The following is a 15,947-nucleotide window of genomic DNA, read 5'->3' on the forward strand; positions in this document are numbered from 1 at the left end:
CGGCGACCGTTAGGTTCACGTCGCGCCCGTGATCACCGGCGGGCTGACGACGACAGGACCTCGAAGGTCTCGACGTCCTCGGCCGCCTGCCATGCCGCCACGGCGGCGGCTGCGGTCGTCTCGAACTCCTCGGGCCGCAGCTCGGCGAGGCGAACCCACACATAGGCGCGCCGCCGTAGGTGGTTGGCCACCTCGTACGCCGTCGGCGTCTCCTCGCCGGACACGGCGCGATTCATCAGATCCGTGCCCTCGGCATCGAGGTCGGCGAGCATCCGCAGGCCGGCGGTCTCGTCGTCGACCCGGGGACCCTCGACCTTGAGGAGGAAGTGGCGGGCCCGCTCGACCCGGTCGGCCTGGTCCTCGCTCATCCGCTCCGCCCTCTCTCAGATGGTGTTGGGCCGACTGTATCGGGTGGTGGGTGCCGGTGTCCGCGACCTGCGGCCGCGCCGGTCACCGCTCGTCGCGGGCGCGGCGGGCCCGCTTGTCCCTGCGGGCCTGGTCGCGGGCCGCCCGCCATTCGGCCTCCGCCTGGCGTGAGGACCGGGACGGCAACGGGCGCTGTCGGCCTGCGAGTTCGTCCAGGTGGACGTGTTCGGGCTGCTGGGCCCACCGGCGCGGCTCTGGCTCCGGCGCGGAGGCCTCGGCGTCGGGTTGCTCGAACCGGTCCAGGCCCCACCGTCCGCGCGTCTCGGCCCACTCCTCGGCAGTCCGCTGCAACCGGGCTGCCTCCTCGGCCTTGCGCTCTTCGAGCTGCTGGTCGGCCCGGCGCCGGGCCGCGTCACGCTGGGTGGCAGCCGCCTCGTCCCACCACGTGACGTGAGCGGCCTGGGGGACGTGACGGCGGCGTACGAAGTGCGGGTTGTCGTGGGTCTTGATGTAGTTCCACAGCCTCCACCCCGCGAGGCGTCCCACGTTCGACGGCTTCTCGACGATCACGCCCCACTCGTCACGGCGGACGATGTTGCGGGTGAGCAGCTCGACCAGCAGCGTCGGGGTGGCTCCACGGCGCAGGGCGATGGCGGCCGTGCGGTGCAGATCATCCCAGGTCGAACCCGTCACGGACCGGCTCTGCTCCTCCGGGGGGAGTTGGGGCAAAAACACTTCACCCCGGCCGAGTTCGCGCCTCCACTCGTGCCACACGCGCCGCATGACCCCTCTGGCGGTGGAGGCGAGGTCATCCCCGAACGCGGCACCGACTCTCTTTCCAGGCGCCGCCGAAGGCGTCGTTTTGGCTGTTGCCATCTTTTGCGACGGCACAGGCCAAAGACTACCGGTAGACAAAGCACCAGATAGTTGGTTAAACCCCTTCGCGTATAGAGGTGACGGTTTGCCATTAGGGCCCAGGGTCATCATCCGGTGGATGCGGGCAGTCAGTTCGGCTGCCCGGTCCCTGGGGGCAACGGCCGTGCACCGGAGGTCGGGGGCCTGGCCGGAGGCAAGCCACTTGGCCGTCCCGTAGATCTCTGCGGCGACCTGGGCGGCCCTGCTGCCCGCCGGGTGCTCCCACCGGGCAGCGGCGGCCAGTTCGGCGAGCTGGGCCCGCTGCTCGGGCCTGCGGACCTCGACCACGTGCGGCGTGACCTTCGGGGCCGGACGGGACGTCAGACGGCCGTACACGGCGCCCTCGTGGGGGTCCTCGGCCTCCTCCGGCATGTCCCACACATGCAGCGCGCGCGCCAAGTCCTCGGGGAGGTCGTGCGCGGGGATCGCGTCCGTCCGCAGGCACAGGGCGTAGACGGCCCGGCGGCCCGGTGCCGGCGCGATGGCGCGCTCGGCGAACCCGAGTCGGTACACGCCCTTGAGGTCGTCCCAGAAGCGGTCTTCGCCGATTCCGTGGACGTAGGCGTACCGCTCGGCCAGTGTCAGGCCCCCGTCGACCTGGTCTGTGCCCCAACGGCCCACGACGTGACCGGTGGCCGGGTCGAGGGCCTGCTGAGAGAGGAACTTGATCAGCCGGAATCGGCCGTCTGGGATGAGTCCGCGGGCATGCGCGAGGGCCGCGACCCGGAAGTAGGCGGGCAGCGGCAGCTCAGGGCAGCGCAGGACTGACGGCCGTGCGACTGCCCGAGGAGTACTTTTGAGCGCGGAGGCAATGTCGACATGGCGACCCGGTGATGACACACCGGATTCAGACATGGGGGTACCGCCACCGCGGCGACTTGCTACGATAGTTCTCGCCTCGGTGCTACTCAGGGCACAGAAAGGCCCCGGCCGTCGGCCTAGGAAACCGGCGAACGGCGTCTTAACTGGGTTCTGAAGGATCGGGCCGCTTGGCCAGCCTGGTTAGTTTGGAAAACCAGGGAGCTGAGGGCCCGAAGGGCGCGGGGCTGGGCGGTACGTCACGGGTAGGAAGTCCGGACGAGGGCCGCTGTCCCCCTCACTTCATCCGGCCTCCCGGAGGGCTGCCCCAGCGCGGGCCTGCTCGGTCTTGCGGAGAGCAAGAATCGCCCTCCGGATCACCTCTGCCCCGCTGATGCCCAACACGTCCACCAGCTCGTCATACGCAACGCGTACGGCGTCACCCGGCTGCAACGTGACTTGCGCGCGCACCGGCTTGGCCGGATCGGAACCCGTCCGGCCGTTCTGTGCTCGCCCACGTGGTGCTGCCATGGACAAGATCCTAACCCGTCGTGGCCCGTTGTGAGTCACAACGGGGCCGACTCGCCGGACTAATTTCCACTTTCCGGTTCGGCGATACCCGATTTGAGTAATTCGTAGGCCAATACGCTTGCCTGACTGTGCATCAGGGTTGCGGGCGTCGGTACGACGGTGACGCCGACGTCGGCGTCACCAAGCTATCGGTGACGGTAAGTCAGCCGCTGATCAGTAGCCCTCGATCGGCATGGGGTCGCCGGCCTTGAGAGCGGCGCAACGGGTGCACGTGCGGCTGCGGCAGGTTGATTCCTGCGCGTTGCGCCGGTACTCGGCGCAGTACCTCGCTTCCCAGGGGTACGGCACTGCCTCCACAGCCTCCTGGGCCGCCGCCCTGGCCTCCGCGAGTGCCTCCGGGTTGTCCCGGTCGTTCAGGAGCCGCAGCGCGCGGTACAGGGCCTCACGGGCTGCCGTGGTGTCGGGGGCACGACGGGTGAGTTGGGGCACGTGAACTCCTCGATCTCGGCGGCGAGTTGAGCATATATACGCGCAATGGTGCCTGCATGATCTCCCCGCCCAAACGGGACCGGGCGGCCGCCGCGACCAAGATCTCAAAAATGCGGGTTAAGGAACGTTCCCACAGGTCATAGAGCCGCTCGGGGCCTCGGCGGATGGTTCCGGGGAAGATGTCACACGCTGGACCTGGCGGAGGCGTTCGCCGGGGTCCACGGGATACGGCGGCCGGGCCGAACCTGGAACGCGGGGGACGCTGGGGCTACTTCGGTTACGGAGAGAGCACTAACCCACGCTTTTGAGATCTTGGTCGCCGGGGCCGTCTCAGGTGCTCGCCGAAACAGCCGTCACCGTCGTTGGCGTGACGGAATTGGGCGCCGCCGGACCGGGGGGCACACGCGGGCCCAGCCGCGCTCTCTGCTGCTGACGCGCCCCTCCAACTGCCCTATTTCGTCCGGCTGGTGCCGCCCGGCAGAGAGAGCGGCGATAAATCTAGCTAGATTTATCGGATGGTAGAGAAGTCCTTCGTGGTCGCCGTCGAGTCTGACGTGCTCCTGGCTCTCAACGATGTGGTGAAGCGCGCGGCGAAAGCTGAGACTGACTGGCTCCGCGCGGCTCGGGAGCGGGAGGGCTTGCGATTCCTGCGGGGAGCGGCGGGCCGCTATGCGCGCCGGCGGGTACGGACCGAGTTCGGCAGGCTCCGGGCGGAGGGGACGCTGTGCGGCACGCGCGACTTGGTCGTGACTCGTGAGGTCCGCGCGCAGCTGAAGGCGAGCGCCTTGGACGGCGAGTTTGCGCCTGTCCCTGCGGGCGAGCGCAAGCCTGGACGCCCGACGGGTACCGGCCGCCGCGGCGGCATGGACGAGCCGACCGAGCTCACGGAGAGGATGTTCGTGCGGCTCCCGGCAGACCTCGGCGAACAGCTCGTGCGGGCCTGCTACTGGAAGAGCAAGCCCGCCGTGGAGGCCTTGCAGGAATGGCAGGACAGATGGGGAGACGGTCCAGAGGTCATCATGCGGCAAGCCCAGCGAGAGGGCGCCGTAGGCGTGTTCACGCTCTTCGCCGCAGCGCTCGCGCCGCGCCCCAGCGCGGACGCGATCCTGGAGAAAGCGAAGCTCCAAGAAATGATCATCACGACCGGAGACATCATCCGCAGTGCGATGCTCCGAGCCATCAGCTGACAGGTCCTGTCGAGAGGTCTTCGAGCTGGGCAAAGGCGTGAAATCAAGCTAGATAAATCGGAATGTTGCCGCTGTCAACTCTCCTCGTAGGGGACCGGCACCGCCTGAAGGGTTGCCCGTCAGTACCCGCTGATCCAGGCGAGCCCCTCGTTGTCGAGGGTGAGTCGGGCCCTGAGGGTGCTTCAGGCACGTTGGTCACGCCTGCTGGTGCGCCCCCTGGCGCTGGACAGAGTCGCCGCTCGACCCAACGATCCGGCACCTCAACCCTAGGGTTGACAATGATCTCAACTCTAAGGTTAATAGGGGGTAGCCGCGCCCAGGGAGGGACCGTCATGACGCAGAACCCCGCCGCCCGTTTTCTCCAGAACACCGACGAGGTTGCCGTCCGCCGCATCCGTCGCGAGGAGGCCCGCGGCCGTCACCAGCGCACCACCTCCGCCCAGCGCCGCGCCAGCTACCTCAAAGACGCCGCCGACTGCCTCGGTTCCCAGCAAGCCGTTGCCGACCGCCTGGGCACCAGCGGTGCCGCCGTCTCCAAGGCCATCACCCAGGCGTCAACCCGCCCGACCATCGAGGAACTGCCGGTCACCTACATCGAGGTCGAGCTTGCGACCGCCGGCGACGCAGTCCTCACCGCCGACGAGTGGCGCCAACTCCCCGAGGGCGACAGGCCCGCTGCTGCCCATGTCGCGGAAAGCGCCTGGCGGGCACGAGCCCGCCTCCTCAAGGGCTTGCTCCACACCGCCGAGCAGACGGCCCGAGCGTATGGCGAGGTCTGGTACAACAACCGTCGCGGCCTCGATCAGCTCACCGTCGTGCAGATGCATGAGGAACTGCGCGAGGAAGAGCCCGGCCTGCCCGACCATCTGATGCCCTCGACCACTGGCGAGCTGGCTGCCGCCGTGACCCTGGCGGCCGAGGCTGCCGAGTCTCTTCGTCAGCAGCTGGTCGCCTGTTGGGCCGAGCAGGACCGTTGGCGCGATCGTAAGGATGGGCAGCTTTGACGAAACCGCTGACCAGCACGCGGGCCGGGTACGCGTCGTAGCTCCTACTCAGCTCCTCCCGTTTCTGCTGGTCCGTGCGTACACCCGCAGCACGGTACGGCGCCCCGAACGGGAATCCACGAAGCGGTTCGACCGAACCGCTTCGTGGACACGCTGACCCGATCCGAACGCGAGTGCAGGAAGGTGTTTCGACTGAAACACCTTCCTCGGACATGACAAGGCGTACTCGTCTAACTTGCCCGCACTCGCGATCAGTGGCCTGAACTGCGCAAAGAGGCTCCGCCCCCTAGATAATGGTCGAGCCGCTACCGTTTCCGGGATGGCAGGCGAGACAGAGCACCCCGTGCTCTACCTGACGAAGACTTGGCTGTTCACCTGGCAACAGCACCGGCCTGGCGGCTGCCGCTGCCTGTGCGGCCTCTACCACGGTGGACAGGAAGCGTGCTTGGCCGCCGCAGATCCGGGCCGCCTGCTGCGCGTGGTCACACCTGGGGTGGAAGGGCAGGGACGCCCCGCCGAGATCACCGATGCCCTTCCGGTGTGCGCCCCCTGCTACACCGCCCTCGCCCCACTCAGCGAGCCGCCGGTCAGTCCTGGTCCCGCGTAGGCCGTGGCGGCGTTTCAGGTCACCCGTAGGAGTTCCGGCACAGGGTCACGATCCCGGAGTTGACCGAGTGGTCGGCGGCCGCGCGGCACAGCGGGCGCATGTCGTAGCCGCTCCCCGGACCCGTACGGGGCGTCCGGTGCTGCGGCTGCGTCCGGTGCTGCGGATGGGCTCGGTGCCGCGGGCGGGGCTCGGGTCGGGCGGCCTGGCGGCGGTGAGGGGGAGGCGGGACGGCGGCGCGGGGGCGGTCTCGGTGTCGCCGGGGTTCGGGTACGGCGGGGTGTTCGGCTCGGCGGGGCTCCTCGTGCCGGTCGTGGCGGGTCTGCGGGGACCGTGGGCCAGTGTCGACCAGCGCGCTCCGCGCCGACGGCTGGGCATCGTCGGGGGCGAGAGCGGCGCTCTCCTCGGCGGTGGGCGCCGGGGCCGTGCGCAGGGCCGCGGGGGCGAGGGCGGGCGCTTGCGGGTGCGTGGTGGCCTGTGGGGTGACCGACACGCACCCGGGAACGGCGAACACGGCGGCCAGGACGAGGGGCAGGAAGCGGCGGCGCATCCCTTCACCGTGCCGCACACGGCCCTGCGCGGGCCGCTGACGCGCGATCACACCACTGGATGGAGTGACTCCGCAGGTCAGATATCAGTTTCAGGCGATCGGCCATTCTCCGTGGGGGATCGGGGCACTGCCGTGCGCGTCGCGCTCGGCCTCGTCCATGCCGCAGGGTGAACAGATGCTGATGGTCCGCGCGAGGGTGACGCGCGAGGTCGCCGCGGTGGCCGGGTCGTAGGAGGCGGTGCAGCGCGGGCAGCGGGCGGTTGAGGACACGTCAGCTCTCCGTGGGGTGTTCGCGGGCGGTCTTGAGGATCTTGGTCCAGGTGCTGGTGGACGCCGGTTGGGGTGAGAGCTCGTGCAGGCGCTCGATGTGCTGGGCGGGGCGATCGTCGGGGTGCTCGGCGAGGACCTGGCGGGCGAGGTCTAGGCGGGGGTCGCCGGCGTAGAGATGGGGCGCGTTGTTGCGGCTGCCGGCGCGGCGGCCGTAGGCACGCGGCCCGTGGGAACGCGGTTCGGAGTGCCGGGTACGCCCGTATTCGAGCGCGCGGCGGCGGCGCCACTTGGGCCGCTTGCGGTTGACGGGGTCGCCCCAGGTGTCCGGCTCCGGGAATCCGGGCGGCGGGTTGACGGCGGCCTTACTGACCCATGAGTTGTCTTTGTGGCCGAGGATCCGCCGGAACTCGGCGGGGCCGATCAGCTCGTCGGGGTCGCCGCCGTCGTCCTGGACGGGCAACGGCTCGGCGGCGGCGGCCTGTTGCCGCTGGAGCTCGTCGTACCAGCTGCCCCAGGTGGGGCTGTGCCAGTGCATGATGCCGCCGTAGCGGACGGGCTCGGGGTGCGCGTTGGCCGTACGGGCTCGCCACAGACGGCTCAGCGTCTCCCGGCTGGTGCCGTGTGCGGCGGCGAGCTGGTCGCGCGTGAGCCACCCCTCGGGCGGGGTGGGGTGGCCGTCGTCGGTGGTCATCCGGGGTATCTCCTGCACGGTCATGGTCGGGGGCTCCAGCTGTGGGCCGTGGTGCCGGTGATCCGTACAACGGTCGCGATGTCCTCAACGGTGACGGCGCCGGCCCAGTCCATGTAATCGGGGTGGTCCGTCTGATGGTGCAGTTCGAGGACTCCGGGCGCGTTGTCGACGAGGTCGACGACGGTCAACAGAACGGCCGGGTCAACGCCGAGCCGGTTGCCGGGGTGCAGCCGTACGAAGTCGTAGGGCTGGGGGTCGGTCGTGCCGGTCGGGAGGTTCTGGGGGTCTAGCATGTGAACGTCTCTTTCTCGTGAAGGCAGACACGGCCCCGGCGGCGGTTGCCCACTTGTCCGCCGGGTGCCATCAACGTGCGGTGTGGCCGCCGTCCTCTGCGGACGGCGGCCACGGCTGTTTCAGGGGGTCGGGGTCCGGAACACGATCACGTCCCACACGTAGGGGTGAGCGTGGGGGGTGCCGTCGAGCTGCACGACGGGGACGGCCGTCCCTGCCAGTCCGTGCCATGCCGTGCCCGTCACGGTGCCGGTGCCGGCGGTGATGTGCCGGACGGCGTCGCCCGGCTTCGCGGTGCGGCCGGTGCGGGGGTCGACGGCGCGCAGGGGGCCGATGGGCTGCGGGAACGGCGGCCAGGACGTCACGGTGTCTCCTTGGGTTTCGTGAAGGACCGGGCGGTCGGGGTTGCCCTCCCAACCGGAATGTCTATTGAACCATACCCGAGAGGACTTCGAGGAGCGGTCGCCCTCGCGGGGGTTCGTGCCGCGGGGGGATCGCGGGGACGGGCAGCACGGTGGCGGGGACGGGCCACAGACTCAGCTGCTGGTCGAGCCGGTCGGGGAGAAGGGGCCGGAGGTGGCGGGCGCGGTGGCCGTAGGCGGCCGGGCCGGTGCTGCGCGGGGGCTGGGTGACGCCGGGCGCGGTGAGCGTGCCCCCGGGGTCGGGCGGCATCGGGACGGCCGGGGTGGTGGGTTCGCGGCCGAGTGTCTTGTCGTCCTCGGCCTGGAGGACGGCGGCCGCGGTGGCGTAGCGCACGCGGTCCTGGTGGCACATGCGCAGGTCCCGCCATCGCTCGTCCGCGCTGCGGTCGGCGGCCTGGTGGGCAGGGTAGGCGTCGGCGTCGGCGCGGGGAGCTCCGGCCAGCATCGGGCCCGCCTCGCCGCGCTCGGCGGCGTACATCCGCGCACACCACCGGTTCACCCATGAAGTCAGGAAGTGCCGTTTCCAGGCGCGGCGGAGACTGGGGCGCCAGGCCGGGTCATGGTCGCCGTCCGGCCGCTGCCGGAGCCACGACGTGTAGCCGCGCGCTGCGTTCGTGCACTCGGACTCGGCGGCGTTCATCGTCCACGCGAGTGCGGAGGCGAACGCGGTGATGTTGGGGCGGGCGCCGAAGACCTGGAGGTTGAGGCGGTGGCGGAGGACTCCGCCGACGGCGAACCCGGCGGAGGCCTGGCAGCCGTAGGCGCCCGCCAGGGAGACGATCATGGTGCGGCGTTCCCTGCCGAAGCCCGAGCGGTCGGACGGCTCGATGTCGATGCGCCCGTGGTCGTCGTCGTAGAAGACGACCGGGGAGGACGTGAAGGCGGGACGGCCGGGGCGGTCACGGCGCAGCTCGTAGGCGTGGGGCATCTCGGGCAGCGGGGCGAGGAGCTGGGTGGGGTAGGTGCCGACGTGGGACCGCTGGTACTCGGTGACCTGGGCGACGACCCGCCAGAGCTGGCGCTTGCCGGGGCGGCGGACGCCGTGGCGGTGCCAGTGCTCGGCGAGGTCCTCGGCGTGCGCGTCGCAGGTCTCTTCGGTGTGGGTGGCGAAGAGTTCGGGGCTGGTGAGCGCGTAGGCGATCACGCGGCGGGTGGCGGGCTGGTGGCAGCGGCCGGGGCTGATGCGGCATCCGGCGTCGTAGGCGCTGGACGCGTAGGCGCCGCAGGTGGGCGGCAGGTAGTAGATGCTCATGGGTCTTCCGGGGTGGGGACCCGGACCGGCCTCGCCGGCCGGTCCGGGCGGGGGTGCGCGGGCTAGGACAGGGCGGGGGCGGCGAGGATGAGAGAGGTGAGGGCCGCGAGGAGGTGACGGTCTCCTCGGCCGTGGGCGGCCCACGTGACCTCGGCCTCGGCGTTGATCAAATGCGCGAGTCCGCGATGGGTGTCGTCGTCGTCGAACTCGCCCCACTCCTCCTCTGCCGTCTCGACGAAGTGGCGCACGAGGTCGCGCAGGTCGCCGGTGGTGGGGACGGTCTCGGGGATCCTGACGCCGGTCTCGCTGGTGGCCCAGGTGCAGAGCTGGATCCGTACGGCCTCGATGAGGTCGGCCTCGGTGACGGGAGCGGTGTTCATGGTGTGCGGTTCTCCGGTTCTCGTGAAGTGGGGCCCGGCGGGGGCGGGTTGCCCTCCGCCCGTCGCCGGGCCGGGGGTGGTGTGCGGTGGGGGTCAGTGGTCGGTGTCGCCGGGGCCGGGCTGGCGCGGCAGGCGGCGGGCGGCGTCGGGGTTCCACTCCTCGGCCGGCTCGGGGCGGCGCTGTCCGGGCACGGTGGGGATGGCGCGCTCGTTCCACTCGTCGCGGTTGAACTCGGGCTGTGACATGGCGTGTTGCTCCTCGTGAAGGTGGTGCGGCGGGTTGCCCTCCGCCGCTCTCGCGCCGGTGGCGCGGGGTCTGGTGGGTGATCGGGTCGGCCGGGGTGCGGCCGGGGCCGGGCCGGTCGTTTCCGGGCCGGGTGTGGTGCCCGGCCGGGTACTTAGCCACTCGGCGCCACCCACGCGCCCGGCGCCCGCCGGTGGGTGGTTCGGCCGCCTGCGGCCGGGCCGCGCACCGGTGGTTAGCGCGCCGGGCTGGGTGGCGCCGCCCCGAAGGGGTGTCCTTTAGCGGCCGCCGCCCGCGCCGGTCGTATGAACGCCGTTCGGCGGGGCCGCCTGCCGGGCCCGGCGCGTGTCCGGGCCCGGTGGCTTCCTCGGGCTAGCTGCGGTAGGCGGGGATCAGGGCGCGGACGGCCGTGTCACCCGCGCATCCGGTGCCGGGCTTGCCGTCCGTGCGGTCGTGCCGGTGGGTGCTGGGCGGGTTCCCGTTGCGTCCGCGCAGGTGGGACCAGTAGCGGGGCCCCCACCATTCGCACCCGGGCATGAGGCACTGAAGGGCCCACGGGTTGTCTGCGCCGGGGTATCCGCCCAGCGGGCGCCACAGGTGGAGGGCCAGGCCGTCCAGTGCCCGGTGCGCGGACGTCACGTTGGTGTCGTTGATCTTGAGGCGCGGGTGCAGCAGCGGCGAGGGGCCCACGGGGAGGGTCGGCGCGGCGGTGGCGTCCTCGGCGGGGGTCTGCGGGGTGATCCGGCCCGCCGCGACCTCGTCGGCAAGGTGCTGGGCGGCGGCGAGGGACAGCGGGGTGCGGTCGCCCTTGGACGCGCCCGTGATCCGGGTCTCGGTGTCGGTGCCGACCGGGCGGGCGTACCAGACGCGGTGCCACCGGTAGATCGTCCCGGCGAGGCGCTCGGGGCCTCCGTCGTGGACGTAGACCGGGTAGTGACACTGGTGGTCGGCCTCGCCGATGCGGTGGATGACCTGGGTGGTGCTCATGGTTCGCGGTTCTCCGGGTTCTCGTGAAGTGGGGCCCGGCGGGGGCGGGTTGCCCTCCGCCCTCGCCGGACCGGGGTGGGTCAGTGGGCTGCGCAGGCGATCGGCTCGGCGAGCGCGGCGAGGATGCGGGCGGCCTGGCCTCGGGCGGCGGCGTGGCGGGCCGCGAGGATGCGGTAGCTGTCCTGCGGGAGGGTGGCGAGCGTGGTGTGCAGGGGCACGACCACCTCGTCCGGGGTGACCGTGAAGAGGGTCCGGGTGAACTCGGGCTGGCCGAGCGTCCAGAACCACAGCAGCGCGAACAGGCCGGGCCTGCCGCTGCCGACCGTGCCCGCAACGATCGCCGTGCGGGCGGGGACGCGCTTCCAGCGCTCGGCGGGGAGGACCTGTACGAGGGTTCCGGGCGTCAGGTTCGACGCGTCGGCGGGGGCTGCGGCGACCGGTGCAGGCATGTGCGTGCGCATGGGTGTGTCCTTGTCTCGTGAAGGCCGGTCGCCAAAGGGGCGGCCGGTGCCGGTCGGGGGTTGCCCTCCCCTTCCGACATGTCTATTGAACCATATATAGGGTGGCGGGTGCGGGATTCCCGCCTGTCGCGCGGTGGCGTGTCGCCGCCGGGGGCCGGTGGGTCCGGTCCCCAGGGCGGGCATCAACTCGCCAGCTTCCAACGGCAGTTGCTCAGGTAGGTCTGTGCGGTGTCGCCGTGGACCGTGTTGCGGTACGTGTCGTGCTTCTTGACCTTGCCCCGGATCTCGATGCGGGCGCCCTGCTGGGGGAGCGTGGTCACGTCCTTGACCCTGGCTTCCCAGATGTAGACGTTCCCCTCCGCGTCCCGCAGCTTGATCAGACGGCGTTCCTGGACGTGGTAGCCGTAGGTGCGGGGCCGCTGGTCAACGATGACGGCCACCTCGACCATGCGCACCAGCCGTTCGCCCTTCTCGCCCTGGTGGCGGGAGAGAACGGCATCGCTGGCGGCCTGGGTCTTCCGGGCCTGGCGAGTCTGCTCGCGCTGCCAGACCTCGGGGGCCGAGCACAGCAAGGGGAGATCGCGGGCGGTCGCCTCGGCCGCTCGGGCGGCGCGGGCGAGGTTGGCGCGGTAGTCGCCCTGCTCGGCGGTGCCGGTGCGGGCCCACTCCAGTACGGCGGCGGGCAGCGTGGCGGGCAGTTCGCTGGCGGCGCGGGCCATCAGGGCGCCGTCACCGTTGAGGATGGGCCCTCGCCCGTACAGGAGGTGCTCGACGTCCATCACGGTCGGTACAGCCTTCTCCCACTGGCGGGAAAGGGGCTGGTAGTAGCCGCGTGCCCGGATGACGGTGGCGGCGGTCCGGATGACATCGAGCGGGGCGAGGCGGACGGCGGAGGCCGTGGTCGTGATCATGGGTCTGTCCTTGGTCTCGTGAAGTGGGGCCCGGCGGGGGCGAGTTGCCCTCCGCCCTCGCCGGGCCGGGGTGGTGTGCGGCGCGGTTACAGTTCGCCGCGCTCGCGCAGGTAGGCGGCGTAGAGGGTGGCGAGGTAGGAGTCGGTGTTGGCGGGCACGCGCCGGGCGCCGAGCGATCCGTCACGGGCGCCGTTGCGCCACACGCTGAACGGGCGGCCGACCGGGGGGACGTGCAGGGCGTAGACGCCGTGGGTGCTGGCGACCCGGACGGCGGCGGCCTGGGCGGTCTCGTCGTAGGCGGCCGACCGGCGCGCGGGGGTGATGCCGAGATCGCCGAGTGCGGCGCTGATCGCACGGGCCTGCATGAGGTCGACGGCGGCGCCGGAGGGGAGGGCGGGGGCGGCGGGGACGCATCCGCATCCTGCGGGCTCCGGCTCGGCGGTCTCGGCGGGCATGGCCGGGAGGGCGGCGCGGACGGGGGTGAGTGCGGCCGGGCCGGTGCCGTGGGCCTGGTCGACGTAGGCGTAGACCTCGGCGGGGCCGGTGAGCAGCAGCGGGCGGCCGACAACGGGGGTGATCGTCCATGAGCCGTCCGCGTTGGCGGTGACGGCCCGCAGGGCGCCGCTGACGACCAGGTCGAACAGCTCGATTGCGGCGGCCGGTCCGGGCTGGGCAGTGCGGGCGGTGGTGTTCATGGTGGGGTGTCTCCGGATTCTCGTGAAGTGGGGCCCGGCGGGGGCGGGTTGCCCTCCGCCCTCGCCGGGCCGGGGTCGTCCTGGTGCGGGTGCGGCTCAGAGGTAGTTGACCGGGGCGGGCCGGTAGCGGGCCTCGAACGCGGCGGCCTCCTCCTCGGTGGCGGGCCGGTAGCCGGTCAGCTGCTCGTCGAGACTCCGCCACTGCGATGCCTCGATGGCCTCGCCTACGCCGTCGCCGCACACGTAGGTCAGGCGCGAGCGGCTGACGCCGGTGACCCGCACGGTGCTGACGCTGTCGCGGTGGTGGTCACGCGAAATGTGCTGGCCAGCAGTGAACTGCGCCATGAAAACTCCCTGGTCTCGTGAAGGCGTGCCGGGTCAGCCGGCTGATCCGGCGGCCCGCGCCGCGAGGGGGTTGCCCTCCCCTCCCGACATGTCTATTGAACCATACATACGGTGGTGTTCGTGAGGTTTCCACTGCTCCGACCGGGTGGTGTCTGCACAGGTGGGGCGGTGTTTCGCCGCCCCACCTGCGGCCAGTTTCCGGCTAGCCGTCGAGCGTGCCGGTGGTGTCCTCGGCGGTGGCGGTCTGGGCGGCGGGGTCGTAGTCGGCGCCCGTGATGACGGCGGTCTCGATGGGGGTGGGCTGGTAGCCGAGTTCCTGGAGCCATCCCAGGTAGCGGGTGGCGTCGCGGCGGACTCCGGCCCTGGCGTGCTCGCCGTCGGTGCGCCACGCGGTGCGGGGAACGTGCAGTTCGTAGCAGGCGGCGACGGTGGCGAACAGGTTGCCGGGGGCGCGGCGGACGTTGGCGGCCCGCTTGGTGATGTTCGCGTGGGTGGTCTGCTCGATGCCGAGCAGTACGCCGAGCACCTTGTCACGACGGGGGTGGGACTGCTTGGTCTGCATGATGTCGTCCGCGCCGAGGAGCGCTTGGGCCGTGATGCGCAGCATGATGTCCGCCGCCGCGCGGGCGTGGGTCTTGCGGCCGAGGAATCCGGCGAGCCATTCCTGACGGACGGTCACGGACGCGTCCCAGTGCGCGTTCCCGGCGATGATCCGCTTGCGTTCGGCGGTCGTGATCTTTTTCCCCTCGCCCCTGATCTCGTGGCCGTAGAGAGCGACGCTGGCGCAGTAGCGGGTGTAGCTGCTGCTGTCGGGGGACTCCAGGACCCAGACGTCACCCTTGCAGTCGGCGTGCTGGTCCTCCTGGTACGCCATGCCCTTGATCTGGTGGACGGGGAGGGCCTTCTCGGAGAGTTCCCCCAGGGTGCGGAACTGGACTCCCTCCGCTTCCAGTTGGGCGCGGTGGGCGGCGCACTCCTGGCGCCGCTCGGCGGTGTAGACAGCATCGGTGATCAGCCAGGCGTGGCGGCCCTCCGGGTCCTTGGCCATGGCGGCCTCGACCTTCTCGGCGAGATCCGGGGCAGTCTCTTCGAGGTCGGCCAGCCGGGCGAGATCGGTGAGCGTGAGGCCCGTAGCGGCGGCGGCCCGCGCGGCCTTGGACCCTCCCACCTTCACCAGGGTCTTGGTGTCTTTCTGGGTGCGTCCGGCGGCGGCCGCGAGCTGCTTGGTGCTGGCGCCGAGTTCAGCGGCCTGGAAAAGGGCGCTGGCCTGCTCGGCGTCGGTCAGGCTCTCGCGGTGCACTGCGGTGGTGACCATGTCGACGAACGCGCCCGAGTCGGTCACCTCGTCGTAGGTGTAGGGGATGTGGGTCAGTCCCTCGGCGACGGCGCCGCGCAGGCGGCGGTGTCCGTCGACAACTTCCAGGACGGCGCCGTTGCGGCGGACGAGAACGGCGGTGCGTACGCCCGTCTCCCTGATGGAGGTGCGGAACTCCTTGGTCAGGCTGAGGTCTCGGCGGACGTTGCCGGGGTGCTTGGTCAGGGCGTCGACCCTGATCACGGGCCGGTAGGTGACCGGCACGCTCTCCAGGGCTGCGGCGGCTGCGGCGGCGAGGCGGCGCAGGCCGTCGACCACACGGTACGTGCCGTCTCCCAGGGTGGCGACGTAGAGGGGATCGGTGATGCCGTCCGCCGTGATCGCCTTGACAAGCGGGTCATCGGTGCTGAGGACGGGGGCGGCGGCGTGGGCCATGAGGTCGGCGACGGGGAGCGTCGGCCACACGGTGACGGCGGCCTTGCGGGTCTTGGCGGCGGTGCGGGTCGTGGTGCTCACGTGCGGTGTCTCCTGGTTCGTGAAGGTGGGTGGTTCGTCCGGCGGCGGGGGCGGGTTGCCCTCCGCCCCCGCCGGGGGGGGTCGGTCAGTCGGTGAGGGCGCGGTGGACGGTGAGGGCGAGGAGGCGCACCCGCTCGCCGCTCGTGCTGCCGTACAGCGAGGGGACGGGCTGGGGCAGGCCGTCGACCGTGACCGTGTAGCAGTCGGGCGAGTAAATCTCGCCGTCGTAGCGGATGACGGCCCGGCGCCCGGCGATCGTGCACTCGGTGCGCAGGGCGCGCGGCCCCCGGAACCAGATGAGAAGACCCTCGGCGCTCTGGGCGGTCTCCTCGACGTAGCGCTCCTCGGTGACCTGGTGCCCCCATGCGGCGATGGCGTCGAGCTGCATCCGCGCGAGCTCCTGGGCGCCGGTCATGCCGCCGGGCGCGGCGAGCCGGGCGGGGATGAGGTACGTGCGGTCAATCCACGTGATGCCGTCGGCCGTCGCGGTGGCGTCGCTCATGGTGGGGCTCCTCGTCTCGTGAAGGCCGGTCGCCGGTGGCGGCCGGGGCGCCGGGTGGGGGTTGCCCTCCCCTCCCGACATGTCTATTGAACCATATCTGGGGTGTCTCGCGCTAGTTTTCTCATACTCTGGACGGGTGAATTTCGCAGGTCAGACCACCTGTGGACAGTCGGCGGGGTGTCGGGCCCCGGTCGTCGGGTGCCGTGATCGACACGCTGCTC

At 71.3% G+C, this 15,947-nt stretch carries 22 protein-coding genes; 3 read left to right on the forward strand and 19 right to left on the reverse strand.

Going from position 1 to position 15,947, the window contains the following annotated elements:
* Positions 1-32: 32 nt before the first annotated feature.
* The 4 genes from ACWIHT_RS46050 to ACWIHT_RS46065 form a co-directional block, all read right to left on the reverse strand.
* A complete protein-coding gene (locus ACWIHT_RS46050; protein WP_456174630.1) occupies positions 33-368 on the reverse strand; it encodes a hypothetical protein in 336 nt (111 codons plus the stop codon).
* An 82-nt stretch (positions 369-450) separates the two neighbouring features.
* The gene (locus ACWIHT_RS46055; RefSeq protein WP_456174631.1) at positions 451-2,136 is read right to left on the reverse strand and encodes a hypothetical protein; all 1,686 of its coding nucleotides are present in this window, start codon (positions 2,134-2,136) and stop codon (positions 451-453) included.
* 246 nt (positions 2,137-2,382) lie between these two features.
* Positions 2,383-2,610, reverse strand: coding sequence for a hypothetical protein (locus ACWIHT_RS46060; protein WP_456174632.1), 228 nt, complete (start codon positions 2,608-2,610; stop codon positions 2,383-2,385).
* 213 nt (positions 2,611-2,823) lie between these two features.
* A complete protein-coding gene (locus tag ACWIHT_RS46065; protein ID WP_456174633.1) occupies positions 2,824-3,099 on the reverse strand; it encodes a hypothetical protein in 276 nt (91 codons plus the stop codon).
* A gap of 515 nt (positions 3,100-3,614) precedes the next feature.
* Between ACWIHT_RS46065 and ACWIHT_RS46070 the strand changes: the two genes are divergently transcribed.
* From ACWIHT_RS46070 to ACWIHT_RS46080, 3 genes are all read left to right on the forward strand, one after another.
* Positions 3,615-4,286 (forward strand): hypothetical protein, encoded by a 672-nt coding sequence (locus ACWIHT_RS46070; protein ID WP_456174634.1) that lies wholly within the window; start codon positions 3,615-3,617, stop codon positions 4,284-4,286.
* 332 nt (positions 4,287-4,618) lie between these two features.
* The gene (locus ACWIHT_RS46075; RefSeq protein ID WP_456174635.1) at positions 4,619-5,290 is read left to right on the forward strand and encodes a hypothetical protein; all 672 of its coding nucleotides are present in this window, start codon (positions 4,619-4,621) and stop codon (positions 5,288-5,290) included.
* A 319-nt stretch (positions 5,291-5,609) separates the two neighbouring features.
* Positions 5,610-5,897 carry a DUF6372 family protein gene (locus ACWIHT_RS46080; protein ID WP_456174636.1) on the forward strand — a complete coding sequence of 96 codons (288 nt, stop codon included), beginning with the start codon at positions 5,610-5,612 and terminating at the stop codon, positions 5,895-5,897.
* Positions 5,898-5,916: 19 nt separating this feature from the next.
* On the opposite strand, the gene ACWIHT_RS46085 is transcribed toward ACWIHT_RS46080, so the two are convergent.
* From ACWIHT_RS46085 to ACWIHT_RS46155, 15 genes are all read right to left on the reverse strand, one after another.
* Positions 5,917-6,444: a hypothetical protein gene (locus ACWIHT_RS46085; RefSeq protein WP_456174637.1), complete on the reverse strand. Its 528-nt coding sequence runs from the start codon at positions 6,442-6,444 to the stop codon at positions 5,917-5,919.
* Between the two features lie 90 nt (positions 6,445-6,534).
* Positions 6,535-6,714 carry a hypothetical protein gene (locus tag ACWIHT_RS46090; RefSeq protein ID WP_456174638.1) on the reverse strand — a complete coding sequence of 60 codons (180 nt, stop codon included), beginning with the start codon at positions 6,712-6,714 and terminating at the stop codon, positions 6,535-6,537.
* Position 6,715: 1 nt separating this feature from the next.
* Positions 6,716-7,429, reverse strand: coding sequence for a hypothetical protein (locus ACWIHT_RS46095; protein ID WP_456174639.1), 714 nt, complete (start codon positions 7,427-7,429; stop codon positions 6,716-6,718).
* A complete protein-coding gene (locus tag ACWIHT_RS46100) occupies positions 7,426-7,698 on the reverse strand; it encodes a DUF6211 family protein (RefSeq protein WP_456174640.1) in 273 nt (90 codons plus the stop codon). Before ACWIHT_RS46100 ends, ACWIHT_RS46095 begins: the two co-directional genes overlap by 4 nt.
* 120 nt (positions 7,699-7,818) lie before the next feature.
* On the reverse strand, positions 7,819-8,061 hold the full coding sequence (locus ACWIHT_RS46105) for a hypothetical protein (RefSeq protein WP_456174641.1): 243 nt from the start codon (positions 8,059-8,061) through the stop codon (positions 7,819-7,821).
* Between the two features lie 61 nt (positions 8,062-8,122).
* Positions 8,123-9,370 carry a hypothetical protein gene (locus tag ACWIHT_RS46110; RefSeq protein ID WP_456174642.1) on the reverse strand — a complete coding sequence of 416 codons (1,248 nt, stop codon included), beginning with the start codon at positions 9,368-9,370 and terminating at the stop codon, positions 8,123-8,125.
* 62 nt (positions 9,371-9,432) lie between these two features.
* Positions 9,433-9,750 (reverse strand): hypothetical protein, encoded by a 318-nt coding sequence (locus ACWIHT_RS46115; protein ID WP_456174643.1) that lies wholly within the window; start codon positions 9,748-9,750, stop codon positions 9,433-9,435.
* A 93-nt stretch (positions 9,751-9,843) separates the two neighbouring features.
* Positions 9,844-9,996 (reverse strand): hypothetical protein, encoded by a 153-nt coding sequence (locus ACWIHT_RS46120; RefSeq protein ID WP_456174644.1) that lies wholly within the window; start codon positions 9,994-9,996, stop codon positions 9,844-9,846.
* A 370-nt stretch (positions 9,997-10,366) separates the two neighbouring features.
* Positions 10,367-10,981 carry a hypothetical protein gene (locus ACWIHT_RS46125; RefSeq protein ID WP_456174645.1) on the reverse strand — a complete coding sequence of 205 codons (615 nt, stop codon included), beginning with the start codon at positions 10,979-10,981 and terminating at the stop codon, positions 10,367-10,369.
* A gap of 80 nt (positions 10,982-11,061) precedes the next feature.
* Positions 11,062-11,442 carry a hypothetical protein gene (locus ACWIHT_RS46130; RefSeq protein ID WP_456174646.1) on the reverse strand — a complete coding sequence of 127 codons (381 nt, stop codon included), beginning with the start codon at positions 11,440-11,442 and terminating at the stop codon, positions 11,062-11,064.
* A gap of 182 nt (positions 11,443-11,624) precedes the next feature.
* Complete coding sequence (locus ACWIHT_RS46135) at positions 11,625-12,353, reverse strand: OB-fold nucleic acid binding domain-containing protein (RefSeq protein WP_456174647.1); 729 nt, start codon at positions 12,351-12,353, stop codon at positions 11,625-11,627.
* An 86-nt stretch (positions 12,354-12,439) separates the two neighbouring features.
* Positions 12,440-13,048: a hypothetical protein gene (locus ACWIHT_RS46140; protein ID WP_456174648.1), complete on the reverse strand. Its 609-nt coding sequence runs from the start codon at positions 13,046-13,048 to the stop codon at positions 12,440-12,442.
* A gap of 96 nt (positions 13,049-13,144) precedes the next feature.
* Complete coding sequence (locus ACWIHT_RS46145; protein WP_456174649.1) at positions 13,145-13,393, reverse strand: hypothetical protein; 249 nt, start codon at positions 13,391-13,393, stop codon at positions 13,145-13,147.
* 202 nt (positions 13,394-13,595) lie between these two features.
* The gene (locus ACWIHT_RS46150) at positions 13,596-15,224 is read right to left on the reverse strand and encodes a hypothetical protein (protein WP_456174650.1); all 1,629 of its coding nucleotides are present in this window, start codon (positions 15,222-15,224) and stop codon (positions 13,596-13,598) included.
* An 85-nt stretch (positions 15,225-15,309) separates the two neighbouring features.
* Positions 15,310-15,726 (reverse strand): hypothetical protein, encoded by a 417-nt coding sequence (locus tag ACWIHT_RS46155; protein WP_456174651.1) that lies wholly within the window; start codon positions 15,724-15,726, stop codon positions 15,310-15,312.
* Positions 15,727-15,947: the final 221 nt, after the last annotated feature.

The organism is Streptomyces sp. NPDC002276, from assembly GCF_053891435.1.

Bases quoted from the DNA above. Each gene is read 5' to 3' on its own strand.
- ACWIHT_RS46120 (WP_456174644.1), bottom strand. From the start codon at position 9,996: ATGTCACAGCCCGAGTTCAACCGCGACGAGTGGAACGAGCGCGCCATC.
- ACWIHT_RS46075 (WP_456174635.1), top strand. From the start codon at position 4,619: ATGACGCAGAACCCCGCCGCCCGTTTTCTCCAGAACACCGACGAGGTT.
- ACWIHT_RS46095 (WP_456174639.1), bottom strand. From the start codon at position 7,429: ATGACCGTGCAGGAGATACCCCGGATGACCACCGACGACGGCCACCCC.
- ACWIHT_RS46130 (WP_456174646.1), bottom strand. From the start codon at position 11,442: ATGCGCACGCACATGCCTGCACCGGTCGCCGCAGCCCCCGCCGACGCG.
- ACWIHT_RS46055 (WP_456174631.1), bottom strand. From the start codon at position 2,136: ATGTCTGAATCCGGTGTGTCATCACCGGGTCGCCATGTCGACATTGCC.
- ACWIHT_RS46145 (WP_456174649.1), bottom strand. From the start codon at position 13,393: ATGGCGCAGTTCACTGCTGGCCAGCACATTTCGCGTGACCACCACCGC.
- ACWIHT_RS46125 (WP_456174645.1), bottom strand. From the start codon at position 10,981: ATGAGCACCACCCAGGTCATCCACCGCATCGGCGAGGCCGACCACCAG.
- ACWIHT_RS46085 (WP_456174637.1), bottom strand. From the start codon at position 6,444: ATGCGCCGCCGCTTCCTGCCCCTCGTCCTGGCCGCCGTGTTCGCCGTT.
- ACWIHT_RS46100 (WP_456174640.1), bottom strand. From the start codon at position 7,698: ATGCTAGACCCCCAGAACCTCCCGACCGGCACGACCGACCCCCAGCCC.
- ACWIHT_RS46155 (WP_456174651.1), bottom strand. From the start codon at position 15,726: ATGAGCGACGCCACCGCGACGGCCGACGGCATCACGTGGATTGACCGC.
- ACWIHT_RS46140 (WP_456174648.1), bottom strand. From the start codon at position 13,048: ATGAACACCACCGCCCGCACTGCCCAGCCCGGACCGGCCGCCGCAATC.
- ACWIHT_RS46050 (WP_456174630.1), bottom strand. From the start codon at position 368: ATGAGCGAGGACCAGGCCGACCGGGTCGAGCGGGCCCGCCACTTCCTC.
- ACWIHT_RS46060 (WP_456174632.1), bottom strand. From the start codon at position 2,610: ATGGCAGCACCACGTGGGCGAGCACAGAACGGCCGGACGGGTTCCGAT.
- ACWIHT_RS46110 (WP_456174642.1), bottom strand. From the start codon at position 9,370: ATGAGCATCTACTACCTGCCGCCCACCTGCGGCGCCTACGCGTCCAGC.
- ACWIHT_RS46115 (WP_456174643.1), bottom strand. From the start codon at position 9,750: ATGAACACCGCTCCCGTCACCGAGGCCGACCTCATCGAGGCCGTACGG.
- ACWIHT_RS46080 (WP_456174636.1), top strand. From the start codon at position 5,610: ATGGCAGGCGAGACAGAGCACCCCGTGCTCTACCTGACGAAGACTTGG.
- ACWIHT_RS46070 (WP_456174634.1), top strand. From the start codon at position 3,615: ATGGTAGAGAAGTCCTTCGTGGTCGCCGTCGAGTCTGACGTGCTCCTG.
- ACWIHT_RS46135 (WP_456174647.1), bottom strand. From the start codon at position 12,353: ATGATCACGACCACGGCCTCCGCCGTCCGCCTCGCCCCGCTCGATGTC.